Origin of the sequence: Megasphaera hominis, assembly GCF_014269395.1 — a bacterium.
GTDB classification, from domain to species: Bacteria; Bacillota; Negativicutes; order Veillonellales; family Megasphaeraceae; genus Megasphaera; species Megasphaera hominis.
The window spans coordinates 1-21,715 of sequence record NZ_JACOGK010000039.1 but is presented as its reverse complement, the minus strand read 5'-3'; the positions used below and the strand labels follow the sequence as shown (position 1 = coordinate 21,715).

The following is a 21,715-nucleotide window of genomic DNA, read 5'->3' as shown; positions in this document are numbered from 1 at the left end:
AAAGTCTTACCTCAGGCAGTGTCCAACTTATTAAAAAGTACTGTTCAACTTTGCGTCAAATTATATTTCTGATTCTAATTTTTTAGATTTTAGTGTCCAAGTTTTGTTGACCAGTGCAAATGCTTTGCCTATTAAGCTGTTACCCTTAGGGTGGCAGTGGATGAATACTCTTGCCAATGAGTGGGGGTGTTATTGGGTTATGGCTTCTGGTTCTTTAGTGCGGTTCTGGGAACACGATGTGTTCCCAGGAATAGAGCTGGAAAAACCAGATATTCAGACCTTGGTAGATCTGTCACTGCGTACCAAACTTATGAAATATGAACAGAATCGAATCAGATTTTGTTGGAACGACACACCGTTGCGCTGTGAAGAACTTATCCAATGGACGCAGAAAGCGCCAGGACCTCGATTACTCATTATGAATACAGTACAAACGGCTGCCGTAGTAGCGAATGAGATTTGTCAAAAATACGGTAGAGATAAAGTAGAACATGTATCAACAGCTTTGACCCCGATAGACCGTAGTACTACAATAAAGCGCATCAAAAAACGATTGCAAAATAAAAACGACACAGATTGGACGCTTGTTGCAACGTCCTGTGTAGAGGCCGGCGTAGACCTTTCTTTTCGTACGGGGTATCGGGAATTATCATCTTTGCTTTCTTTACTACAATCGGCAGGCCGGGTTAATCGTCATGGATTATATTCAAATGCGGAAATGTGGAGTTTTTCTATGATGGATGACTCACGGCTGACGAGAAATGAATCCTTGCGTGATGCCAGTAGCGTTTTGAAAAACTACTTCAGGGAAGGACGTCTGATTACGGCAGAATTGAGTACGCAAGGGATAAAAGATGAACTTTCCCATGGTTTTGGCATAAAAGAAATAAAAGACCTGTTACAGGCAGAGTCTAATCAAGCGTATGAGGAGGTGGAACAGAAATTTAAAGTCATAGAATCGGATACAATACCTGCCATTGTAGATGAAAGACTTGCTTTTGAAATCTTGCAGGGAAGAGGCAATTGGCGAGAAATACAAAAAAAATCTGTATCAATCCGTCTTACAAAAATAAAACCTTGGAACTTGCGAGAACTTGCAAAAGGTGTCTATCAATGGACAAGACACTATGATCCATTTTTAGGATATATGGATGGCGTTATTAATCAGAAATAACGATTTATCGGAATTAGGCAGAAGACCTCTATCCTCTATAGGTGGGGGATGAATGCCGCTTTTGAATAAGATAACAATTGTAAGATTAAAACATAATATGATATAATAGAACATATAGACGGTATGCATGTAAAGCCTCTTTTTGGGATAGAGATGATATTCCCGTATATGGCGCAGACGATACCATACCGCATTTCTTTAGCGGCAGACGTGTAGAACGCGGACTATACAGCACTGCTCATGGAAGGTGTTTCAATGCCGATGTAAATGGCGCATTGAACATCCTGCGTAAAAGTAATGTTGTGAGCCTGGAGGCTCTATACACTAGGGGCGACGCGGACACGCCCGTAAGAATAAGGATTGCCTGAGATATCAGGTAGAAACGTAAATACCAACCTTCTTAAATGGATGTGAGATTACATCCTAGAAGCTCCCAATTCAAATGCAGTAGCATTAAGTGGGGGGAGTTCACGTTTGCTTTGAAAAGATTCCCGACAACGCGAAGTGTAATCAAACATAAAATGTATGGCCGCTTCGCGATGCGTCCAGAATCAGGTTTTTAGCATGTTAAGCCTCAAGGATGAGAACAAAAATAAGTTCGGTAAGAACCGGTTCGCGCTACATAGGCTGCGAGCTGAGCAAATATGTGTATTCTTTTTGAGGGTGTCACATCCTTCACGGATGTGTGGATTGAAATTCGTAGCCCGTAATTCGCTCTGTAAGCTCTTTTTTGTCACATCCTTCACGGATGTGTGGATTGAAATATAATTATCGCTCCTTTTTGTTTTTTGTATTTGGGTCACATCCTTCACGGATGTGTGGATTGAAATAAACAAGCCGCTGATGCTGGCTGCCTTAGAGGCCAGTCACATCCTTCACGGATGTGTGGATTGAAATATAGTCGCCTTTGTAGCCAGGCAGGATGATTTTGGTCACATCCTTCACGGATGTGTGGATTGAAATTATTTGCAGTATGTCTTCATCCTCGCCTACACGGCGTCACATCCTTCACGGATGTGTGGATTGAAATTCTCCTTGATGTTGGTTCACACGCTACACCTGAGTCACATCCTTCACGGATGTGTGGATTGAAATTTTATTTTCTAGGCCACTCTTTTCCCTGTAAATGGGTCACATCCTTCACGGATGTGTGGATTGAAATCGCTGTCTCTTTGCTACGACGTACTTGTGGCTTTCGTCACATCCTTCACGGATGTGTGGATTGAAATCAGCGCAACAGACAATAGCAGGTTATCTGGCATTGTCACATCCTTCACGGATGTGTGGATTGAAATGTCCCTGGAATCATCTCCGGTAATTTTACATCTGGTCACATCCTTCACGGATGTGTGGATTGAAATTCTGTAGACTAGCAGATAATAGTGTAGTCCGGGCTGTCACATTCTTCACGGATGTGTGGATTGAAATAACGGCTGTGATGATTGCCAGGTCAAATGCCCTTCGGTCACATCCTTCACGGATGTGTGGATTGAAATTCACCTTGCATGACGACATTGTAGACGCAAGTGCCGTCACATCCTTCACGGATGTGTGGATTGAAATTTATTAACTGGCACAGGCCGCACGCCGGCAGCTGTGTCACATCCTTCACGGATGTGTGGATTGAAATATCATGGTGTTTAAGATGGTGTTGGCTACACCCGTGTCACATCCTTCACGGATGTGTGGATTGAAATCTGATCAGGCAGTCAACGATGAACTCATCTATTGGTCACATCCTTCACGGATGTGTGGATTGAAATTCCCCGATACCCGTTGTCCACGATACCGACCGAGTGTCACATCCTTCACGGATGTGTGGATTGAAATGGTACTCGGATCGCTGGCAAACCAACTGCTTACCGTCACATCCTTTACGGATGTGTGGATTGAAATAAGGATCCCTTGGATGTACGGGGCAAAATCATCAAGTCACATCCTTCACGGGTGTGTGGATTGAAATAGCAACAAAAAAAGCGCAGCTTAAGGCCCACAAATGGCTTAAGACTGCGCTTTTTGATTTGGCGGAGCGGGTGGGATTCGAACCCACGAGACCTTTCGGCCTAACTGATTTCGAGTCAGCCCCGTTATGACCACTTCGATACCGCTCCATAGGATACTCAGATATTCTATCATGAATTGTAGCTTATGTCAAATTTTTCCTAGCCCGGTTTCAGCGATTGCATATTGTCATTTTGGGTCTTTTTAGGCTACAATGTGTATATTAGATATATATAAGTCAAGAGTAGAGAGAAAAGATATTCCTTTTTGTGCGAAAGAGAGTGATTTTGATGACACATATTGATTCTAAAAAAGAGTTGTGCCGTATTGGCCGGCGGATGATGGAGAGCGGCTTGGTGGTGGCTTGTGATGGGAATTTGAGTTATCGTCGTGATGACGGGGCTATCGTGATTACGCCGTCCGGTGTGCCTAAGGGCGAGCTCGTGCCGCAGGATTTGCTCCGTATGGATTTGGAGGGCCATGTTCTCAAGGGTGAGGGGAAGGCTTCGTCGGAAACGAGTCTTCATTTGGAAATTTACAAGGCCCGGCCTGATGTGAAGGCTATCGTTCATTGTCATCCTGTGACGGCGACGGCTGTGTCTGTAGCGGGCCAGTCGTTTCCCAGTAATGTTGTTACGGAGGGACGGGATTTCCTCGGTCCCGTGACGACTGTGCCTTTTGCAGAACCGGGATCTCTCGATTTGGCCGTAAAGTGTGCCCAGGCCTTGAAGCAGGTAAATGTCATTCTCATGGCGTCCCATGGTGCCTGCGCTGTAGGTGATTCCCTGGCCCAGGCTTTTTACCGTATGGAAACGCTCGAATCGGTCGCCAAGATTTACCGCAACGCCATGGTGCTCAATGCGTCGTACAAGATTATCAAAGAGGAAAGCCAGCTCCAAAACCTGGCTTCTGTCTTTACTCTATAAGCCGATGGAAATCGATGAAACGCAGGTTCTCCAGGCCTTTGCCGCCTATGTGGGCACCTTTGATACAGCTGATGCGGCTGTGCGCCTCAAATATGGCCATTCGTTGCGCGTGAGCGTGCTCTGCCGGCGTATTTCCCGGTCCCTGGGCCTGCCGCCAGAGGATCAGAACCTGGCCTGGTGCCTCGGCGTCCTCCACGATGTGGGCCGTTTTGAGCAGCTGCGCCAGTACGATACGTTTATTGATTACCGCTCTATGGATCACGCCCGGTACGGCGTGCACTATCTCTTTGAAGAAGGGCATATCCGGGATTTCATGACATCTTCTGACGAGGATGACCTCCTCAGCGTTGCCATTGGCCAGCACAACGTGTATCGTCTGCGGCCAGACCTGACGGCGCGGCAACGCCTCTTTTGCCAGATCCTGCGGGATGCTGATAAAATCGATATTTTCCGCGTCTATGCTGAGCACGTAAAGGATATTAACACGTTTAACGATGACGAACGGAATGCGCCGGCCCAGCAGGTCCTTTCGCCGGCCGTCCTGGCAGAAGCGCGCCAGGAGCGGACCATTCCGACAGCGTACAAAAAGACCTTCATGGATTTTTACGTGGGCATGCTCTGCCTCTACTTTGAGCTGGTGTATCCTGTGAGCCGGCAAATCGCTGACGCCCAGGGCTATTACGGACGGCTCTTGGCGGCTCATTCAGATAATCCGGAGACCGAGGCCTTTCTCGCTGAGATGCGGGCTGGTGTAGAGACCTATCGCAGGCGCAGAGTCTGACCTAAGAGCTGGGCAGCCAGGAGCTTCTTTACGCGTCCCCAGCTTTTATAATAAAACAAAAAAACGGCGTATGTTCCCAAACGAAGGGAGGACATACGCCGTTTTTGCTGTTAAAAGATTGCGTAGAGCACGTTTGTAATGACGAGGTAAGCAATAGCCCCCATGACAGCCGTGCAGGGAATGGTGAGCACCCAGGCGGAAACCATCTGCTGGGCTACGTTCCAGTGTACGGCCTTGACGCGCTGGGCTGCGCCGACACCCATGATGGAGCCCGATACGACGTGGGTCGTAGAAACGGGCAGGTGCAGGAGTGTCGCACTAAAGATAACGACTGCCGAGTTGAGGTCGGCTGCAAAGCCGTGGATCGGATGCATTTTGAAAATCTTGCCACCGACGGTACGGATGATTTTCCAGCCGCCGACGCTCGTGCCCAGGGCCATTGCCAGGGCGCAGAGGAGTTTGATCATGGTCGGTACTTCCAGGCTGTCGATGTAACCGCCCGAAAGGAGGGCCAAGGTGATGATACCCATGGACTTCTGGGCATCGTTAGAGCCGTGGGAGAAGGCCATGAGGGCTGCCGAAACGACCTGTAGCCGGTTGGCCGTCATGTTGACTGCTGCAGGCTTGTAGTTGCGGCAAATATAAAAGAGCAGGCTCATAATGATGTAGCCCATGATGATTGCGGTAATTGGGGAAAGAATGAGGGAAGCAACGATTTTCAGGATCCCCCAGCCGTTGAGGGCTGTAAAGCCGACGGAAATACAGACGGCACCGATCATGCCACCGATGAGGGCGTGAGAGGAACTGGACGGCATACCGAACCACCACGTAATGAGGTTCCAGACGATGGCGCCGCACAGGCCGGCAATGATAATCAGTTCGTTGATCATCGTCGCCGAGATGACAATATCGCCACCGATTGTTTTGGCAACGCCCGTAGAGATCATGGCGCCAAGGAAGTTGAGAACGGCCGTGCCGATAATTGCCAGGCCCGGCCGGATGGCGCGCGTAGATACGCACGTAGCAATGGCATTAGCCGTGTCGTGGAAGCCGTTGATGAAGTCAAAGGCCAGGGCCAGGACGACGACGAGAATAATCAGGGACGTATCAAGCATACTTCATGATCACTCCTTTGATGAGGTTGCCCAGTGCTTCGACTTTATCCGACGTTTCTTCGATAGCGCCCATAATGTCCTTCCAGCGCATAACGTCTAAGAGGGGAACGTCGCCCATGAAAAGGCGGGACATTTCCTGACGGTAAATCTTGTCCACTTCCGTTTCCATGCGGTTCAGCCGTTCGGCGTGGTGCATGAGTTCTGCCTGATTTTTGTCTATATTCTTGAGGAGTTCGAAAATTGCATTGAGCTCATCCCCCATATTGACGAGAACTTTCGTGCCTTCTACAGCAGCCGGCGTTGTCTTTTCAATGTGGTACATGTCAACGCGCATGAGGAAGCCGTGCAGGTTGTCGATGCATTCTTCCAGGCTGCATGTGAGATTGTAAAAATCTTCCCGGTCAATAGGCGTGATGAAAATCCGTGCCAGCTGTACCATGACATCCAAATTGGTCTTGTCTGCGTTGTGCTCGAGCTCTGTAATTTCTTTCATCCGCTCCGGCAGAACCGTCAGATCGTTCATGGCTTCATAGGCAATGATAGCGCCGCGCTTAAAAGAGTTGGCGTTGGTAATCAGGTAATCAAAAAATTCTTCGTGCTTGTTGCTAATGCTGAACATGGATTGTATTCCTCCTAAATGTGCTATTACACAGTAGCCTATCTTATATCATATGATGGCCATGTCATAGTCATGTAAAACGAATGTAAAATCTATGTAAAAAATAATTTGAAAAATAATAAATAATGACTTTCCATGGGATCAAAAAGGCCCCACATAGCACTTAGGGTATAGACTTTCTTAACCATTTGTACTACTATAGGGAAGACTTTCAAGAAAGTCATGTGTGTGATGTAAAAGGAAGTGACTTACCATGGAAACAGAAATCTTACTCAATCCGCAGTGGCAGCACAGTGCCGATTACCGGCTCTACCAGGGTGCCCGGGAAATCGAGCTTATATACTTACAAAACCGGCCGTTCTGCGTCGTACCGGAAGCGTCGGCCAACCGTGCCGATGGGCCGGAAACGATTCAGGCTCAAAACCGGGCGGCGCTGGATGTTTTGGAAAACGACCATGCAGACCATTTCTTTACCATTGGCGGAGAAAGCACGGCCGATCTGGCCAGTATCCTCTTGGCGAGCGAACGCTGTCATGGTGATTTGGCCATTCTCTGGCTCGATCATACGCCGTGTGACCTCGTGGCGGCCCGGGCCGGTCTGGCCAATAAGCAGGGCCTCCAAGGCACGCAAATCGTTACGCCCCGGTCGTTCCCGGCGACGGCAGACGCCCTGCTGGCAGTCTGTACGGACGCGCTGCAGCAAGCCGGCAAGACCTATGTCTATGTACATTTGGGCGTAACCCTTTTGCAGGCGAAGGAAATTCCCAGCCCGGCTGCGACGCTTCATGGCGGCATAGCCGCTGAAACGCTCCTTTCTGTCTTACATGAGCTGCAACAGCAGTACCGCATTGCCGGAGCCAGCCTGACAGGCTATTTGCCGTGCGGTAAATGGTCGCCGGCCCTCGATCGTATTCTGGCCTGGGGCGAAACGCTTTGATTCTTTCCGCATACCGGGAAAGAGCCTGTAACTGCATACTTCACGTGTTCCCCGTCTTCGGTTTTTCCCGGAAACGGGGATTTCTATATATTTTTATTATACGCTGTTTTTGGGCAACAAAAAAGGATTATTTCATAATAGATTGAAATAAAAAATAGTATCTTCTCTGTTTGTGTGTCCGCGCTGCTGCCTAAGACCGTAAAATGCCTGTTTTGTGGCGCAGGCGGCGCGAATTTGGTATAATAAGTAGCGAAAACCGATACGCAGGAGGCATTCCATGAGCTGGTTCAAAAAGACCATGGACGAGGTCAAAAAGAAAATAGAAAAGCAGGCCCAGCCTGATACGCATCAAGTGCTGGACGATATACGCCGCTATGAGGCCGTAGCCGAGCCCGTACCGGGCGATGACTATGCCCGGCTGACGACACGTCTCAAAAACAGTGCGTCCCGCCTCGTCCATTGCCGCCACTTTACGGGGGAAGCGAAGCTCTTTTGGCAGCTGGCCTATGAGGAATCCCTGGCGCCTCAGGAGCAGATGAAGCTCATTTGGCAGCAAGTGCCGCATGTGTGCCGCCAGCTGGAACAGCGTATCTTTACAGTAGAAACGGAACGGGACGCAAAGGCAGAGTATTTCAGCGGCCACGACTATACGCGGCAAAAATTGGCCACGCGGGCCAAAGCGTTGGACAGTATCCGCGCCGCCTTGCGTCAGGCTGTGCAGACTGTCGACGCCTTGGAAACGGAATACGACGACACGTACGCCGAAGTGCGGGAGCCGGAAATCGAAGAGCCTGAACGGCTGGGTGAATTTTATGGCCGCCTGGTCCAGGGAATCCGCAATTTTTCCTCGTGGCAGGCAGCCTTCGCTAAGATTCCGGATGCAGCCAGTCTGGCCCACACCTTGGGTGATTACGAACAGACGGCCATTGAAGCAGAGGAGTTCTGGCTCGATTGGCTCACCGGCAGGGATGCGTATTTCCAAGGGATTTCGGATATTGTCCAGGAAGAACGGGATATTTACGAGGCCGAAGCGGAATATGAACATTCCGGCGCCTTTGGCCGCAAGCCTGTCTTTGATTTTAGCCGCCGTGGCCACCGTCTGGAACAGATGAAGGACGATTTGGCCGACCGGGAAGACGAGCTGCATGAATTGTATTACACCCTTTGGGCAGATTTCAAACGGCAGTGCAACCGTATTCTCGATGCGTGCGATGAGCTGTGCGAATACGTCATCGTCCTGCAGGATTGCCTGGAAGACGAAAAGGAAAACAATACAGAAAACGGCAAGAAGCTGGAAATGGCGTATGACAAAGGCCAGACAGAGATTGAGCTTTTGAATAAGGAACGGGACGAAGCCCGGCAGGTACTGGCTTTTTGGCAAAGCCAGCCGGAGTGGAAAGAGGCAGACCCGGTGCCACCATTGCCAGAGGAAGGAGCACAGATCGATGGAATTTGATGACAACCGGCCACACCGTAAAATACAGGACTTTTTTCCGGAAGAAAAGAAGCAGGAAGAACCTAAGCGCAAGACGCGCATTGCCGTAGCGAGACAAAAACGCCACAAAGTGGATACGTATTTGGACGATACGGACTGGCGTGCCTTGCAGCGCTATTGTGAAGGGGCCGATGAAAAGCCATCGGTCCTTTTGCGGCGGCTCCTGCGGGATTTTCTGAAGAAACAGTGAACCGAGGACTCAGAAAGAAAAAGGTATGGAACGCTTAGATATATATGATTACGCTGGCCGGCCGACGGGACAGACCATTGACCGCAAGCACGAGGAAGAGCTGGCTCAGGGCCAGTATTTCCTCATTGTTCACGTGTGCGTCTTCAATTCTAAGGGGGAACTCCTCATTCAGCAGCGGCGCAAGCCCGGCGATGTCCTGGATGGCTGCTGGGATGTGACCGTTGCCGGCCACGTTCATAGCGGCGAAACGAGCCAGGTGGCAGCGATGCGCGAGGCGAAGGAAGAAATGGGGCTTCACGTCGATTTGACCCACCAGGCACCGCTCATGCGGCTGCGCTTTAACAACGGCTTCGATGATATTTACGTCCTCAACGAGGATGTTCCTATCGATTCCCTGCGCCTTCAGGACGACGAAGTACGCGCCGCCCGCTATGCCACGCGGGAAGAGGTGTTGGCCCTGATGCACAAGGACCTCTTCCTGCCCTATATGGACAGCTTTATTCAGTGCCTCTTCGACATGCGCAAATCGAATGGCTTTATCCGGGAGGACCGGCCGGATATACAGTAAAAAGCAGGCCTTTACCCGTAGGGCTGCAGCGGCTGAAAGGGCGGGACGGGAGGTTCCTTTCCCCCTCTTTGTTGCCAGTCGCATTATTTCGCGGTATAATATAGCGTGGAATTTTTTGGAAACCCTACTGTGAGGTGTACACATTGGCAAAGAGATATTATGAATTGCAGGTAGCAGGCTGTACGCGCCAGCTGCCGGTTATCAATCTGAATGACAAGGTGGCCATTGCCGGCTTCGTCATTCTCGGTGACGTAGAAATTGTCACGGCTTCGGCAAAGGCCCTGGCTGAAAAGATTCCTGCTGGTACAGATATTATTATGACGGCAGAAACGAAGGGCATTCCCCTGGCTCATGAAATGACCCGTCTCAGCGGCCGCAACCACTACATTGTTGCCCGTAAATCCGTCAAAGCCTATATGGATGATCCCATCTGGGTAGAAGACGAATCGATTACGACGGCAGGCAAACAGCGCCTCTATTTATCGGCAGACGACGTAGCCAAAATGAAGGGCAAAAACGTCCTCCTCGTCGACGACGTCATCAGCACGGGCGGCTCCATGAAGGCCCTCGTAGCGCTGGCCGAAAAAGCCGGTGCAAAGGTCATCGCCCAGGCGGCTATCCTGGCGGAAGGCGATGCCATTGATCGCGACGATATTATCTATCTGGCACCGTTGCCCATGTTTGACGCAGAATAATGACGACGTCCTGGCCGGATGGTAAGCAGCGCTGTGCCTGGTGTAATCCCCGTAACGCTGCGTACATCCATTATCACGATGAAGAATGGGGCGTACCGGTTCACGACGACGGCGTACTCTTTGCCATGCTCATCTTGGAAAGTTTTCAAGCCGGTTTATCGTGGGAATGCGTCCTCAACAAACGCGATGCCTTTGCAGCCGCCTTCGATCATTTCGACGCCGTAAAGATCAGCCAGTATGATGCGGCCAAATGTGAAGAGCTGCGGCAAAACCCGGGCATTATCCGCAACAAGCTGAAAATCAAGGCAGCTGTAAGCAACGCGGCTATTTTCCTGGGCATACAAAAGGAATGGGGCAGTTTTAGTGCGTACCTGTGGCATTGGACCGACGGCCAGATACGCTACGAAACAGATAAGACCCATTCGGACCTGTCCGATGCCATTTCGGCAGATCTGCGCCGGCGGGGCATGAAATTCGTCGGCACGACCATTATCTACGCCTATTTGCAGGCCGTAGGGGTCATTAACTCACATACGAAGGAATGCTTCCGTTACAGCGGAACCTAAAAAAAATGCGCTCTCGCAGCACCGGTTTGGTGCGTTGGGAGCGCATTTCTTTATATACTATATTATATGGGAATTATATGGGATCAGGCCCAGTCGCCGTTACGGAAAACGGGAATCTCTGTGCCGTCTTCTTTGATGCCCGTAATGGACAGGTCGTCGGTACCGACCATGAAATCCACGTGAATGACCGATTCGTTCAGGCCGTTTGCCTGCAAGGCGTCGTCGTCCATGTCGGGACCGCCGGCGAGGCATGTCGGATAGGCTTTGCCCAGTGCCAGGTGACACGACGCGTTTTCGTCAAAGAGGGTTTCATAAAAGAGAATATTCGACAGGGAAATAGGCGAATGGTAGGGAATGAGAGCTACTTCGCCTAAGCGGCCGGCGTTTTCGTCGACGCTGATAAGCTGCTTGAGTACGTCTTCACCCTGGCCGGCGTGAATATCTGTGACGTGGCCGTTTTTGAAGGTCAGGCAGAAATCGTCGATGACGTTGCCGTTGTATACCAGGGGCTTGGCGTTATAGACGATGCCGTCTACGCCGTCGGCCTGTGGTGCCGTATAGACCTCTTCCGTCGGAATGTTGGCGTTGAAAAGAATGTGAGACGTCGTTTCTTCGGCACCGCCCTGCCAAATATGACGGGCCGGCAGGGTAATGGTCAGGTCTGTGCCCTTGCTGTTCGTGTAGTGGAGCTTGGCGAAATGTTCCTGCGTCAGCCAGTCACGGCGCTTCTTGAGGTTGGCCAAGTGTTGGTCCCAGTCGGCCAATGGATCGGCACCGTCGGCACGGGATGAGGCGAGAATCTGGCGCCACAAGGAATTATAGGCGTCTTCGTCGCTCTGGTCCGGATAGAGGATGCGGGCCCAGACGAGGCTCGGAACGGAGGCGACGAGCCATGTCGTTTTCGACGCCATGACGCCGTTTACGTATTCCTTCAGGGCTTCGTTGGAGGCCTTTTGCCAGGCGAAAATTTTCTTCGTATCGATGCCGTCCATGAGGTACGGGTTGGCAGCGATGAGGCTCAGGAAGGCTGCGCCTTTACGATAGTAGTAGAGGCTGAAATCGCGGCGCCAATCCGGGAGCGATGTGAAATTTTCCATCTTTTCGTGTTCGTAGCGGAGCCGTGCCAGATCATCACTGCGCCAGTTGACGACGACCTGGTCAGCGCCGTTTTCATAGGCTGCATTGCTGAGGATGGTCACGAAATCGCTGGCTTCGACCGGTGCGGCAATGACCAGAATCTGGCCCTTTTGGAGGTTAATCCCTTTTTTTAATAATACCTGGGCGTACCCGGGCAGTAAGCTTTCAATGGTTGGTTCGATTGTCATAAAAATCACCCTTTCTGTATGTTCCTATTCTACACCAAAAGAGTGCGCTTTGTACACACCTTATAGTGTCCAGGCTGTCTTTTTCCAAAGGCGTGTGTTGAGGGCTACGGCATTGATGCCCAGGGCGATGATCAGGGCGTACCAGTAGCCAAAGGGCCCGTACGGCGTAAGGTGGGCTGCGGCGTAGCCCATGGGTACGGCAATGATCCAGTACGTCGTAAAGGCGACGACCGTAATGACGCGCACATCCTTGTAGCCGCGCAGGATGCCCTGGACGGGCGTGCCGGCAGCGTCGCAGAAGGAAAAGATGAGGGCCAGGGCGATGAAGTAACGAATCGTTTCCAGGGCCTGGGGATCCTTGGTAAAGAGGCCGCTAATGGGCGTCAGGAAGGTGTACGTAATGAAAGCCGTAAAGAGGACGATAATAAAGGCCGTAGCCTGTGTGATGACGGCGTACTGCCGCGCAGCGTGCCCGTTCTTGGCGCCTACCTCGTAGCCAATGACGATGGTCGAAGCGAGGCTGATGCTCCACGGGAAGACGTAGACCAAGGTGGCGTAGCTGATGGCTGCCTGGTTGGCGGCCAAATAGAGCGTGCCGAATTCGGCCATGAGGAGGCCGACGATGGAGAAGAGACTCGTTTCGCAAAAGACGGCAATGAAAATGGGGATGCCAATGCGCAGCTGGTCGTATATGAAGGGCCAGTCAGGACCGCGGAGCGTGCGCCACACGTGGTAGGCCCGGAAAGGCTTGCCGAACTGATAGAGGAGCACGAAAATGAAGAACGTAATCCACGCGGCAATGGTAATGGCGTAGCCTGTGCCGACGCCGCCCATAGGAGCTATGCCCAGGCCGCCAAAGACGAAGAGGCGGAAGAGGGCGACCGTAATGGCCAGGTTGACGAAGAGAATAGCCATGGATACGTGCGTCAGGCCGTGGGCGTCCGTGACGTAGCGGAGCGTAGCCTGCATGAACATGGGAAAAATCCCTAAGGCCATGGCAAAGAGGTATTCCTTGGCAATGGCGTAGACCTGCGGTTCCAAGCCCATGATGGACAGAAAGGGATCGAGACAGAGCCAGCCCAGGGCCAGCATGACCAGGGCCGTAAAGATCGACACGTAAAGGCTCTGCTGGATATAGCTCGGTATTTCGTCGTATTTTTGCGCGCCCCGGAGCTGGGAAATGATAGGCGAAATGCCAAAGAAGATGCCGCACATGCCGGCAAAGACGGGGTACCAGATGTTACTGCCGACGGCAACACCGGCCAAATCGACGGTGCTGGCCTGGCCGCTGAAGATGCTGGAAAAGACCGTCGTGCCGATTTGGGCAATCTGCGTCAAAAGCAGGGGAAAGAAGAGAACGAGAAAATGACGTATTTGCTTGCTCGTAGGCATGTAGAGAACCTCCTGTGGTTAGATTTGGGAAAATAGCCGTATACGTAAAACAAGCCCCACTAAATTAGTGGAGCTTGTCAGCATTCCGATTATTTTTCCAGTTCATTTACTTTAGCAGCCAGACGAGATTTCTTACGGGCTGCAGTATTTTTATGGAGAACGCCCTTCTGGGCAGCGCTGTCGATAACACTGCTGGCTTTATCAAATGCTTTTTTTACAGCTTCAGCATCACCTGTGGCGATAGCTTCAGTCGTACGGCGGATTGCTGTATGAACCGAAGATTTAACGCGAGAATTTGCTGCATGACGAGCTGCATCTTTTTCCATCGTTTTGATGTTGGATTTAATTTGCGGCAATTGGTTCACCTCCCTAATTTACAAGAACACTAGAAGAAATTTTACCATACTCCATCTTAAAAAGCAATAGAGATAGATGAAATTCCTAACATTTAGGCCTTGTGATCAGAGCCGAGTACGTCCTTGATCTTGTGGGAGGCCAGGTTGTATACGTTCTGACGGGCATCTGTCAGGTACTGGCGCGGATCGAAGTGGTCCGGATGCTGGGCCATGTGCTGGCGGATACCGGCGGTCATAGCCAGGCGGATATCGGAGTCGATGTTGATCTTGCAAACGGCCATGGAAGCAGCCTTGCGGAGCTGGTCTTCCGGAATGCCGATGGCGTCAGCCAGGTTGCCGCCGTTGGCGTTGATGATCTTGACGTATTCAGGTACGACGGAGGAAGCGCCGTGGAGAACAATCGGGAAGCCCGGCAGGCGTTTGGCTACTTCTTCGAGAATGTCGAAGCGCAGTGTCGGCGGTACGAGAACGCCCTGTTCGTTCCGTGTGCACTGGGCTGGCGTGAATTTGTAAGCGCCGTGGCTCGTGCCGATGGCAATTGCCAGGGAATCGACGCCCGTACGGGTAACGAATTCTTCTACTTCTTCCGGACGCGTATAGGATGCTTCGTGGGCAGCGACCTTGACTTCGTCTTCAATGCCGGCGAGCTGGCCTAATTCGCCTTCTACGACGACGCCGTGAGCGTGCGCGTATTCGACGACCTTTTTCGTGAGGGCAATGTTTTCTTCAAAGGCATATTTGGAGCCATCGATCATGACCGATGTGAAACCGCTGTCGATGCAATCCTTGCAGGTTTCAAAATCGGCACCGTGGTCGAGGTGGAGGGCAACGGTGAGTTCGCTGTGATCTTCAAGAGCTGCGGCTACGAGGTGTTTCAGGTAGCTCGGTTTGGCATATTTTCTAGCGCCGGCAGAAGCCTGCAAAATCATAGGGGAGCTCAGATCGGAAGCGGCGTCAGCCAATGCCTGTACGATTTCCATATTATTGATATTAAAGGCCCCAATAGCGTAGTGGCCTTCATAGGCCTTTTTGAACATTTCTGTAGTAGTTACTAATGACATGTGTGTTTCCTCCTTCAACGTTGTGTGAAATATAGGAGACGAGTCGGACGTTCAAACAGAATCTCCGTTATAATCCCAGCCAGCCCGGTGGACAAGTGCTTGCATATCTGCCGGCAGTGGGGAATTAACTGTAATATAGTTTCCCGTTACGGGATGGATAAACTGCACGCGGAAGGCATGCAGGGCCTGGCGTTCCATAAAGCGCCGCGAGCCGCCGTAGAGGTCATCGCCTACGAGAGGATGGCCCAGGCTGGCGCAGTGGACGCGGATCTGATGCGTCCGCCCTGTATGGAGCACCATTTCGAGCAGGCTGTAGTCAGCGCAGGCTGCAAGCCGGCGGATATCCGTGTGGGCCGCCTTGCCGGCTACGCCTGTACGGCGCTGAATAATACTGCCCGGCAGGCGTTCGATCGGCCAGTGCACGGTTACCAGCGGTGCCGGAAAGACGCCTTCGCAAAGAGCGGCGTAAAAACGGTGGTACGCCAGGTCCTGACGGCTGAAGGCGTACTGGATTTGCGGCTGCTTGGCAATGAGGCAGAGGCCGGACGTGTTGCGGTCTAACCGGTGCATGGGATGATAGGCACAGCTTTGGCCTGTTTTTTCATAGTACCAGGCCAGGGCATTTGCCAGGGTACCCGTATGGGCGCCGGACGTAGGGTGCATAAGTAATCCTGCAGGCTTATTGACAACTATGATATAATCATCTTCATAGGCTATTGTCAAGGGAATCGCCTCAGGGGTGAAGCTGTTTTTTTCCGGCAGTGTGACTTCGACGCGATCGCCTTCGACGACGAAATCCTTTGTCGTCGCGTCATGGCCGTTGATTTTACAGACACCGCTGTGCTTGATGCGCCGCCGCATGGTCGACGATACACCGAAATGGCGCAATGCGCCTAAGAGGGACGTCTTCTTTTGCAACGAGCCTACAGTAAATTGAATCATATTCTACTAAACTCCTTACACAGGGATGCCTGCAGCGTCTTAGGCTGCCGGGCCTATTAACACAAGCTGTTAAATAGGATATCTTTATTGTAGCGAAAGTGACACGTAAAATCAATAAAAAGACAAGACCATTCAGGTTTTGTTAGAAAAATTACCTAAAAAAAGGAATTTGAGAATTTTTATGGAATACTATTATTATGGGTATATAAGAAACGCCTACACCCAGATCGCATGCTACTATGCGCTATGTTGAAGACTCTTTTTGCAGGTGATGTACTATATGAGGTTTACCAGTGAATTTATAGAACAGGTACGCCAGGCAAACGATATTGTCAGCGTCATCTCGGATTACGTATCCCTCAAGCGGAGGGGCCGTAACTTCTGGGCTTGCTGCCCGTTCCATAATGAAAAGACGGCTTCCTTCAGCGTCGCCTCGGACAAAGGCTTCTATTACTGCTTTGGCTGTCACGCCCACGGCGACGTCTTCCAGTTCGTCATGGCCAGGGAGAACATTTCCTTCAGCGAGGCGGTAGAACGCCTGGCCGAACGGGCTCACATTCCCTTGCCGGAAGTGGAAAAGTCGGCAGAAGACATGGCACGCGACAAAAAAAGGGACCGCTTGTACGAGATCAATGAAATGGCAGGCAATTTCTTCCATAACTGTCTCGTCAAGACCCGCTATGGTGAGCCGGGACTGGCCTATTTTCACCGGCGCCATTTGACGAACGAGACGATTCATTCGTTCAAATTGGGCTTTGCGCCGGATAGCTGGGACAAGCTGACCCGGGCCTTTGAAAAGAAGGGCGTCACAGGCCAGGAGCTCTTGGAAGTCGGCCTGGCCAAGGAAAAAAACGGCCACTATTATGATGCCTTCCGCAACCGCGTCATGTTCCCCATACGCGATGGCCGTGGCCGTATCGTCGGCTTTGGCGGCCGTGTGCTCGATGACAGTAAACCGAAATATTTGAATTCCCCGGAAACGCTGATTTTCAATAAGCGTCACCTTCTCTTTGCCATGGATAAGGCCCACAAGGCCATCTTTGACGAAGGCAGGGCCATTCTGGTGGAAGGCTATATGGACGTCATATCGGCGCACAACCGGGGCATCTGTAATGTCGTCGCCTCCTTGGGCACGGCCTTTACGGAAGAGCAGGCACGGCTCCTGCAGCGCCAGGCAAAAGAGCTGGTCTTATCCTACGATATGGATACTGCCGGCCGCCAGGCTACGCTCAGGGCCATGGAAATCGTCCGCGGCCTGGGCCTGCACGTACGCGTCGTTACGTTGCCGCAAGGGAAGGATCCGGACGAATACATCAACACGGCCGGTCCGGAAAAGTTGCGCGAAGCCATTGAAAATGCGCCGAATGTCCTGGATTACATGCTCATGACAGCGCTCAAGCAATACGACGATACGACCCTGGACGGGAAGGCCGATATTGTGGCCATGCTCATTCCGGTCCTCGCACAGGAAGACAACCGCATCGTCCTCGAAACGTTTATGAAAAAGATTGCCGCCAAGCTGCAAGTTGATGAAAATGCTGTGCGCAACGAATTCAACAAGTACGTCACAGCCCATCCGGAAACGCGACAGCAGCAAGTCGTCATTTCCCGTTCTGTCTATCAGGAAAACGCCGCCGTCCGCGGCAAGGGCAAGAACGCCGTATCGGAAGAAAATATTTTGCGCTTTCTCGTAGAAAAACCGGAGGCCTGTGCGCGTATGCGTGAACTCGTCGTACCGAAGTTTTTCACGAGTACTGCCCGGTCCGGTATTTTTGAAAAAATCCTGGAGCTGCAGGCAACACAAGGAACCTACACCCTGGCCGATCTCCAGCCGCTCCTGACACAGGAAGAAAGTGGCGAACTGGCCCGCATCATGGTGCTTCCCGAAGTGCCCATGAGCGAAGCGGTCATTACGGATTACGTCAAACGCTTCCGTTTGGCTGAGCTGCAACAGCAATATAAGGAATACAGTGCACGTGCCGCTGCGTATGGCCAGCAGAATGACCCCAGGCTGGTCGAAACACTGGCAATGTGCAAGAAAATACAAAATGAAATGAAACGTTGGGCTTGATCATCAAGGAAAGGAGCCTGTAATACATGGCAACTACGAAAGACGAAAACAAGGTAACAAAAAAGAAGACCAAGAAAACATCCCGCTCGAGCAAGACGAAAAAGGTGGAAAATCAGCTGAGTGAAAAGGAACGCCAGGAAATAGCGCTCCAGCACATTCAGCAGCTGATCAAGACGGGCCAGAAAAAAGGCAGCCTGACGTATACAGAAATCATGAATGTCATGGAAGAAGACGAATTGAATGCCGACCAGATGGACCGCATGTATGAAGTCTTTGCGGAAAAGGGCATCGATATCCTCGCTGAAGACGACGTCAACACTGGCGACGATGGTGACGACGACGGCGATGGCACGAAGGAAAAAATCCACATGGATTTGAGTGTTCCTGAAGGCGTCAACATCGATGATCCTGTCCGTATGTACCTCAAGGAAATCGGCCGTGTACCTCTCCTTTCGGCAGAAGAAGAAATCAAGCTGGCTAAGGCCATCGAACGGGGCAACGCCGCCGATGCGACAGAAGAAGAAAAGAAAGCCGGCACGGTTGCCAAAAAGAAACTGACCGATGCCAACCTGCGTCTTGTCGTCAGCATTGCCAAACGCTACGTCGGCCGCGGCATGCTTTTCCTCGACCTCATTCAGGAAGGCAACCTGGGCCTCCTCAAGGCCGTCGACAAATTCGACTACAGCAAGGGCTACAAGTTCAGTACGTACGCTACGTGGTGGATCCGTCAGGCCATTACCCGTGCCATTGCCGACCAGGCCAGAACCATCCGTATTCCTGTACACATGGTCGAAACGATCAACAAACTCATCCGTATTTCCCGTCAGCTCCTGCAGGATAAAGGGCGTGAACCCTTACCGGAAGAAATCGCAGAAAAAATGGACATTTCTGTCGACCGCGTCCGGGAAATCATGAAAATAGCCCAGGAACCGGTATCCCTGGAAACGCCAATCGGCGAAGAAGAAGACTCGCACCTCGGTGACTTCATCGAAGACCAGGAAGCCATTGCACCAGACGATGCAGCCTCGTTCATCCTGTTGAAGGAACAAATCGAAGACGTCTTCTCCTGTCTCACCGACCGCGAACGGAAAGTCCTCTACCTGCGCTTCGGCCTCAAAGACGGCCGTCCCCGCACCCTCGAAGAAGTAGGCCAATACTTCAACGTCACACGTGAACGTATCCGCCAGATCGAAGGCAAAGCCCTGAGCAAGCTCCGCAACTGGGGCAAGCGGGAAAAGATTAAGGATTTCCTTTGATAGATAAGATTTTCCTTGACGCTGAACCACAAAGCGTATTATAATATTTTGGTGAAGTCCTTAGGGGCTTCACTCTTTGGGCCTATAGCTCAGCGGTAGAGCCCCCGGCTCATAACCGGTTGGTCCTTGGTTCGAATCCAAGTAGGCCCACCAACCAAAAAAGCATCCGGACTGTCCATGTGACGGTTCGGATATTTTTATATTTTTTCCATTTTGTTTCCCATAGTTTGCTAATCATTTGAAAAAGTGAAGGAGGAGCTGCACCGTGGAAACTGCGAAATTCACAGCATTCTTAAAAGAATACATCCCGGACGACGATGAAACCGTGCAGAGCATTGCTTTACTCCTGAAAGATGACGAACAAAGGAGAGAACTAATCAACGCTGTTGAAGTTGCGTATGTCAAAACATTGGCAGATCTTATACGCTATGCATGGCTAATTAGTGATAATGCGCCATTTGTAGACGAAAACGACATGGAAAATGATAAGGATATAGAAAAATTATGTCCCGTATGTAAGAAGCATTACTTTGAATGCTTTGCCGATTATGATGTCTGTCCTGTTTGTGGCTGGTCAAATGATGTCGTACAACGGGATAAACCGGATTTAAAAAATTGTGGCAATGACATGAGTTTGAACGAAGCCAGAGAAGCCTATAAAAATGGGAAACCCATAGAATAGAAAAGAGGGATATCATGTATCGGGATGAGCTGAGAAAAACGCTGAAAACCTACCGAGATAACGAAGAATGGCTCGATAATATTATAGGTGTTGCGGATACAGAAGATGTTTGTGAAGAACTTCTATATGCCATTGAACATGGCTGGGCTAATACGCCTGGGGATATTGTAAGATATCTTGTAAGCATCAAGAAAAACGCCCCATTTGTAGACGAAGAAGAAACCTGAACGAAATATAATGTGGCAGTATAACTAAAAAGGAAATGTAAAGATGGAAAAAGGTAGAGACGAAGAATTAGTATGCCCCGTATGCAAGCAATATTATTTTGAGTTCACCAACGATTTCGATATATGCCCTGTTTGCGGTTGGGAAAATGATGGTGTACAAAATGACATGCCGGATTATAAGGGAGGCGCGAACAAAATGAGTTTGAACGAAGCCAGAGAGGCTTATAAACAAGGAAGAAAGGTAGAATAATTATGAACGCAGATCTGATGGATGATGAAGTATTTAAAAATCTGATTAGGGATCCGCTCCATAATGAAGAGTCTACCATTCAAGCAATGCCACTATTGATAAGAAAAAAAGAGGATAGACAAAACCTCATAGATGCTATTGAAACGAAGCATTGCAAAAGTCCGACTGATATTGTTGAGTATGCTTGGGCCTTGGCAGAGAAGGAGAGCGTACAACGCGAAACGATTGACGACGCAGAAAAGAGAAATACACTGTATCGTGACGAGCTGAGAAAAACGCTGAAAACCTATAGGGACGATGAAAAATGGCTGAATGATATTATGGGGCTTATTGACACGGAAGACGAGGCCGAAGAACTTTTATATGCCATTGAACACGGCTGGGCTAATACGCCGGGAGAGATGGTAATATATCTTGCTAGAATAAAAAATGATGCCCCATTTGAAGACGAAGAGGAAACCTGAACGAAATCGTGACAGACGACTTGTGGCCATGCAGGTGGTTTTTATCGGAAAATACGCTTATTGCTACTGCATGGGGAATTATAGGCTAGCCGAATTGATGGCAGAAGCTTTTACAATTAGAAATTCCGTAGACAATATGGTAGTTGACTACATTAAGAAGAAAATAGGGGAGCTTAAAAATGAAATTACCGACTGAAAAACAATTGAGATGGAGAGAAATTGACGAAAAAATTAGAGATTATCTCAATGGAAATGAACAGTTAAAAGAAGATGCGCCGGATTGGGCTAGAGAACTTTATGGAGAATGGAAAAAACGGTTACAAGAGATGCGGGCAGAAATGGATGAAGAAGAAAAAAAGAATGGTGGCTTTGAATTTTAGAAATATGCGTTAAGGGGCTGTGAAATAACACAGACCCAAATAACAAAGGAGGTCCACCGACTCTTTCGAGTCAGCGGACCTCCTTTTGTGGTAAAATTTACATAACCAATGAAAAATTCAACCACTAATTATTCTAAACCAAAACAGGCAATTTTGCCACTATATATTTCAGATTTTCTGGATATTTGCGATCCGGTGTTGGTTTTCAACAGATTCATGGAGGGAATCAACTTGGAGAAGTA

General features: G+C 50.2%; 23 protein-coding genes, 2 tRNA genes and 1 CRISPR repeat array. Of the genes, 17 read left to right on the top strand and 8 right to left on the bottom strand.

Annotated features, from left to right (window positions below):
* Positions 1–160 precede the first annotated feature (160 nt).
* Positions 161–1,174, top strand: coding sequence for a hypothetical protein (locus tag H8J70_RS10935; protein WP_186504327.1), 1,014 nt, complete (start codon positions 161–163; stop codon positions 1,172–1,174).
* A 665-nt stretch (positions 1,175–1,839) separates the two neighbouring features.
* Positions 1,840–3,137: a CRISPR direct-repeat array (repeat unit 32 nt; unit sequence GTCACATCCTTCACGGATGTGTGGATTGAAAT).
* 59 nt (positions 3,138–3,196) lie between these two features.
* Here the strand turns inward: H8J70_RS10935 and H8J70_RS10930 are convergent.
* Positions 3,197–3,285 (bottom strand) — tRNA-Ser (locus H8J70_RS10930).
* Between the two features lie 180 nt (positions 3,286–3,465).
* On the opposite strand from H8J70_RS10930, the gene H8J70_RS10925 reads away from it, so the two are divergent.
* Together H8J70_RS10925 and H8J70_RS10920 are read left to right on the top strand one after the other, a co-directional pair.
* Positions 3,466–4,101 (top strand): class II aldolase/adducin family protein, encoded by a 636-nt coding sequence (locus H8J70_RS10925; protein ID WP_222433692.1) that lies wholly within the window; start codon positions 3,466–3,468, stop codon positions 4,099–4,101.
* Positions 4,102–4,105: 4 nt separating this feature from the next.
* On the top strand, positions 4,106–4,882 hold the full coding sequence (locus tag H8J70_RS10920; protein ID WP_186504326.1) for an HD domain-containing protein: 777 nt from the start codon (positions 4,106–4,108) through the stop codon (positions 4,880–4,882).
* A gap of 110 nt (positions 4,883–4,992) precedes the next feature.
* Here the strand turns inward: H8J70_RS10920 and H8J70_RS10915 are convergent, their stop codons facing one another.
* Together H8J70_RS10915 and H8J70_RS10910 are read right to left on the bottom strand one after the other, a co-directional pair.
* Positions 4,993–5,997, bottom strand: coding sequence for an inorganic phosphate transporter (locus tag H8J70_RS10915; RefSeq protein WP_186504325.1), 1,005 nt, complete (start codon positions 5,995–5,997; stop codon positions 4,993–4,995).
* Positions 5,990–6,616, bottom strand: a complete 627-nt coding sequence (locus tag H8J70_RS10910; protein ID WP_186504324.1) for a DUF47 domain-containing protein — start codon at positions 6,614–6,616, stop codon at positions 5,990–5,992. Before H8J70_RS10910 ends, H8J70_RS10915 begins: the two co-directional genes overlap by 8 nt.
* Positions 6,617–6,869: 253 nt before the next feature.
* On the opposite strand from H8J70_RS10910, the gene H8J70_RS10905 reads away from it, so the two are divergent.
* The 6 genes from H8J70_RS10905 (at position 6,870) to H8J70_RS10880 (ending at position 11,067) form a co-directional block, all read left to right on the top strand.
* Positions 6,870–7,553 (top strand): arginase family protein, encoded by a 684-nt coding sequence (locus H8J70_RS10905; RefSeq protein WP_186504323.1) that lies wholly within the window; start codon positions 6,870–6,872, stop codon positions 7,551–7,553.
* Between the two features lie 277 nt (positions 7,554–7,830).
* Complete coding sequence (locus H8J70_RS10900) at positions 7,831–9,009, top strand: hypothetical protein (RefSeq protein ID WP_186504322.1); 1,179 nt, start codon at positions 7,831–7,833, stop codon at positions 9,007–9,009.
* Complete coding sequence (locus H8J70_RS10895; protein ID WP_186504321.1) at positions 8,999–9,238, top strand: hypothetical protein; 240 nt, start codon at positions 8,999–9,001, stop codon at positions 9,236–9,238. The genes H8J70_RS10900 and H8J70_RS10895 overlap by 11 nt, the downstream gene beginning before the upstream one ends.
* Before the next feature lie 25 nt (positions 9,239–9,263).
* A complete protein-coding gene (locus H8J70_RS10890) occupies positions 9,264–9,806 on the top strand; it encodes an NUDIX hydrolase (RefSeq protein ID WP_186504320.1) in 543 nt (180 codons plus the stop codon).
* Positions 9,807–9,949: 143 nt separating this feature from the next.
* Positions 9,950–10,501, top strand: coding sequence for a phosphoribosyltransferase family protein (locus H8J70_RS10885; protein ID WP_186504319.1), 552 nt, complete (start codon positions 9,950–9,952; stop codon positions 10,499–10,501).
* Positions 10,501–11,067 (top strand): DNA-3-methyladenine glycosylase I, encoded by a 567-nt coding sequence (locus H8J70_RS10880; protein ID WP_186504318.1) that lies wholly within the window; start codon positions 10,501–10,503, stop codon positions 11,065–11,067. The genes H8J70_RS10885 and H8J70_RS10880 overlap by 1 nt, the downstream gene beginning before the upstream one ends.
* A gap of 83 nt (positions 11,068–11,150) precedes the next feature.
* Here H8J70_RS10880 and H8J70_RS10875 read toward each other — a convergent pair whose 3' ends face one another.
* The 5 genes from H8J70_RS10875 to H8J70_RS10855 form a co-directional block, all read right to left on the bottom strand.
* Entirely contained in the window at positions 11,151–12,392 is a 1,242-nt protein-coding gene (locus tag H8J70_RS10875; protein ID WP_186504317.1) for an aminopeptidase, read from the bottom strand.
* A 60-nt stretch (positions 12,393–12,452) separates the two neighbouring features.
* Positions 12,453–13,784 carry an MATE family efflux transporter gene (locus H8J70_RS10870; RefSeq protein WP_186504316.1) on the bottom strand — a complete coding sequence of 444 codons (1,332 nt, stop codon included), beginning with the start codon at positions 13,782–13,784 and terminating at the stop codon, positions 12,453–12,455.
* A gap of 89 nt (positions 13,785–13,873) precedes the next feature.
* Positions 13,874–14,140, bottom strand: coding sequence for a 30S ribosomal protein S20 (rpsT, locus tag H8J70_RS10865; RefSeq protein WP_186504315.1), 267 nt, complete (start codon positions 14,138–14,140; stop codon positions 13,874–13,876).
* Between the two features lie 92 nt (positions 14,141–14,232).
* Entirely contained in the window at positions 14,233–15,201 is a 969-nt protein-coding gene (gene fba, locus H8J70_RS10860) for a class II fructose-1,6-bisphosphate aldolase (protein WP_186504314.1), read from the bottom strand.
* A gap of 51 nt (positions 15,202–15,252) precedes the next feature.
* Positions 15,253–16,143: an RluA family pseudouridine synthase gene (locus tag H8J70_RS10855; RefSeq protein WP_186504313.1), complete on the bottom strand. Its 891-nt coding sequence runs from the start codon at positions 16,141–16,143 to the stop codon at positions 15,253–15,255.
* 280 nt (positions 16,144–16,423) lie between these two features.
* Here H8J70_RS10855 and dnaG point away from each other — a divergent pair, with 280 nt between their 5' ends.
* The 8 genes from dnaG to H8J70_RS10815 all read left to right on the top strand — a co-directional run bounded on the left by dnaG (position 16,424) and on the right by H8J70_RS10815 (position 21,473).
* A complete protein-coding gene (gene dnaG, locus H8J70_RS10850) occupies positions 16,424–18,214 on the top strand; it encodes a DNA primase (RefSeq protein WP_186504312.1) in 1,791 nt (596 codons plus the stop codon).
* 26 nt (positions 18,215–18,240) lie between these two features.
* Positions 18,241–19,470 (top strand): RNA polymerase sigma factor RpoD, encoded by a 1,230-nt coding sequence (gene rpoD / locus H8J70_RS10845; RefSeq protein ID WP_186504311.1) that lies wholly within the window; start codon positions 18,241–18,243, stop codon positions 19,468–19,470.
* 78 nt (positions 19,471–19,548) lie between these two features.
* Positions 19,549–19,623 (top strand) — tRNA-Ile (locus H8J70_RS10840).
* Between the two features lie 112 nt (positions 19,624–19,735).
* Entirely contained in the window at positions 19,736–20,152 is a 417-nt protein-coding gene (locus H8J70_RS12770; RefSeq protein ID WP_222433691.1) for a CPCC family cysteine-rich protein, read from the top strand.
* 14 nt (positions 20,153–20,166) lie between these two features.
* On the top strand, positions 20,167–20,379 hold the full coding sequence (locus H8J70_RS10830) for a hypothetical protein (RefSeq protein ID WP_186504310.1): 213 nt from the start codon (positions 20,167–20,169) through the stop codon (positions 20,377–20,379).
* Between the two features lie 43 nt (positions 20,380–20,422).
* Positions 20,423–20,629 carry a CPCC family cysteine-rich protein gene (locus tag H8J70_RS10825; protein ID WP_186504309.1) on the top strand — a complete coding sequence of 69 codons (207 nt, stop codon included), beginning with the start codon at positions 20,423–20,425 and terminating at the stop codon, positions 20,627–20,629.
* A 2-nt stretch (positions 20,630–20,631) separates the two neighbouring features.
* Complete coding sequence (locus H8J70_RS10820; protein ID WP_186504308.1) at positions 20,632–21,093, top strand: hypothetical protein; 462 nt, start codon at positions 20,632–20,634, stop codon at positions 21,091–21,093.
* A 179-nt stretch (positions 21,094–21,272) separates the two neighbouring features.
* Positions 21,273–21,473 (top strand): hypothetical protein, encoded by a 201-nt coding sequence (locus H8J70_RS10815; RefSeq protein ID WP_186504307.1) that lies wholly within the window; start codon positions 21,273–21,275, stop codon positions 21,471–21,473.
* Positions 21,474–21,715 lie beyond the last annotated feature (242 nt).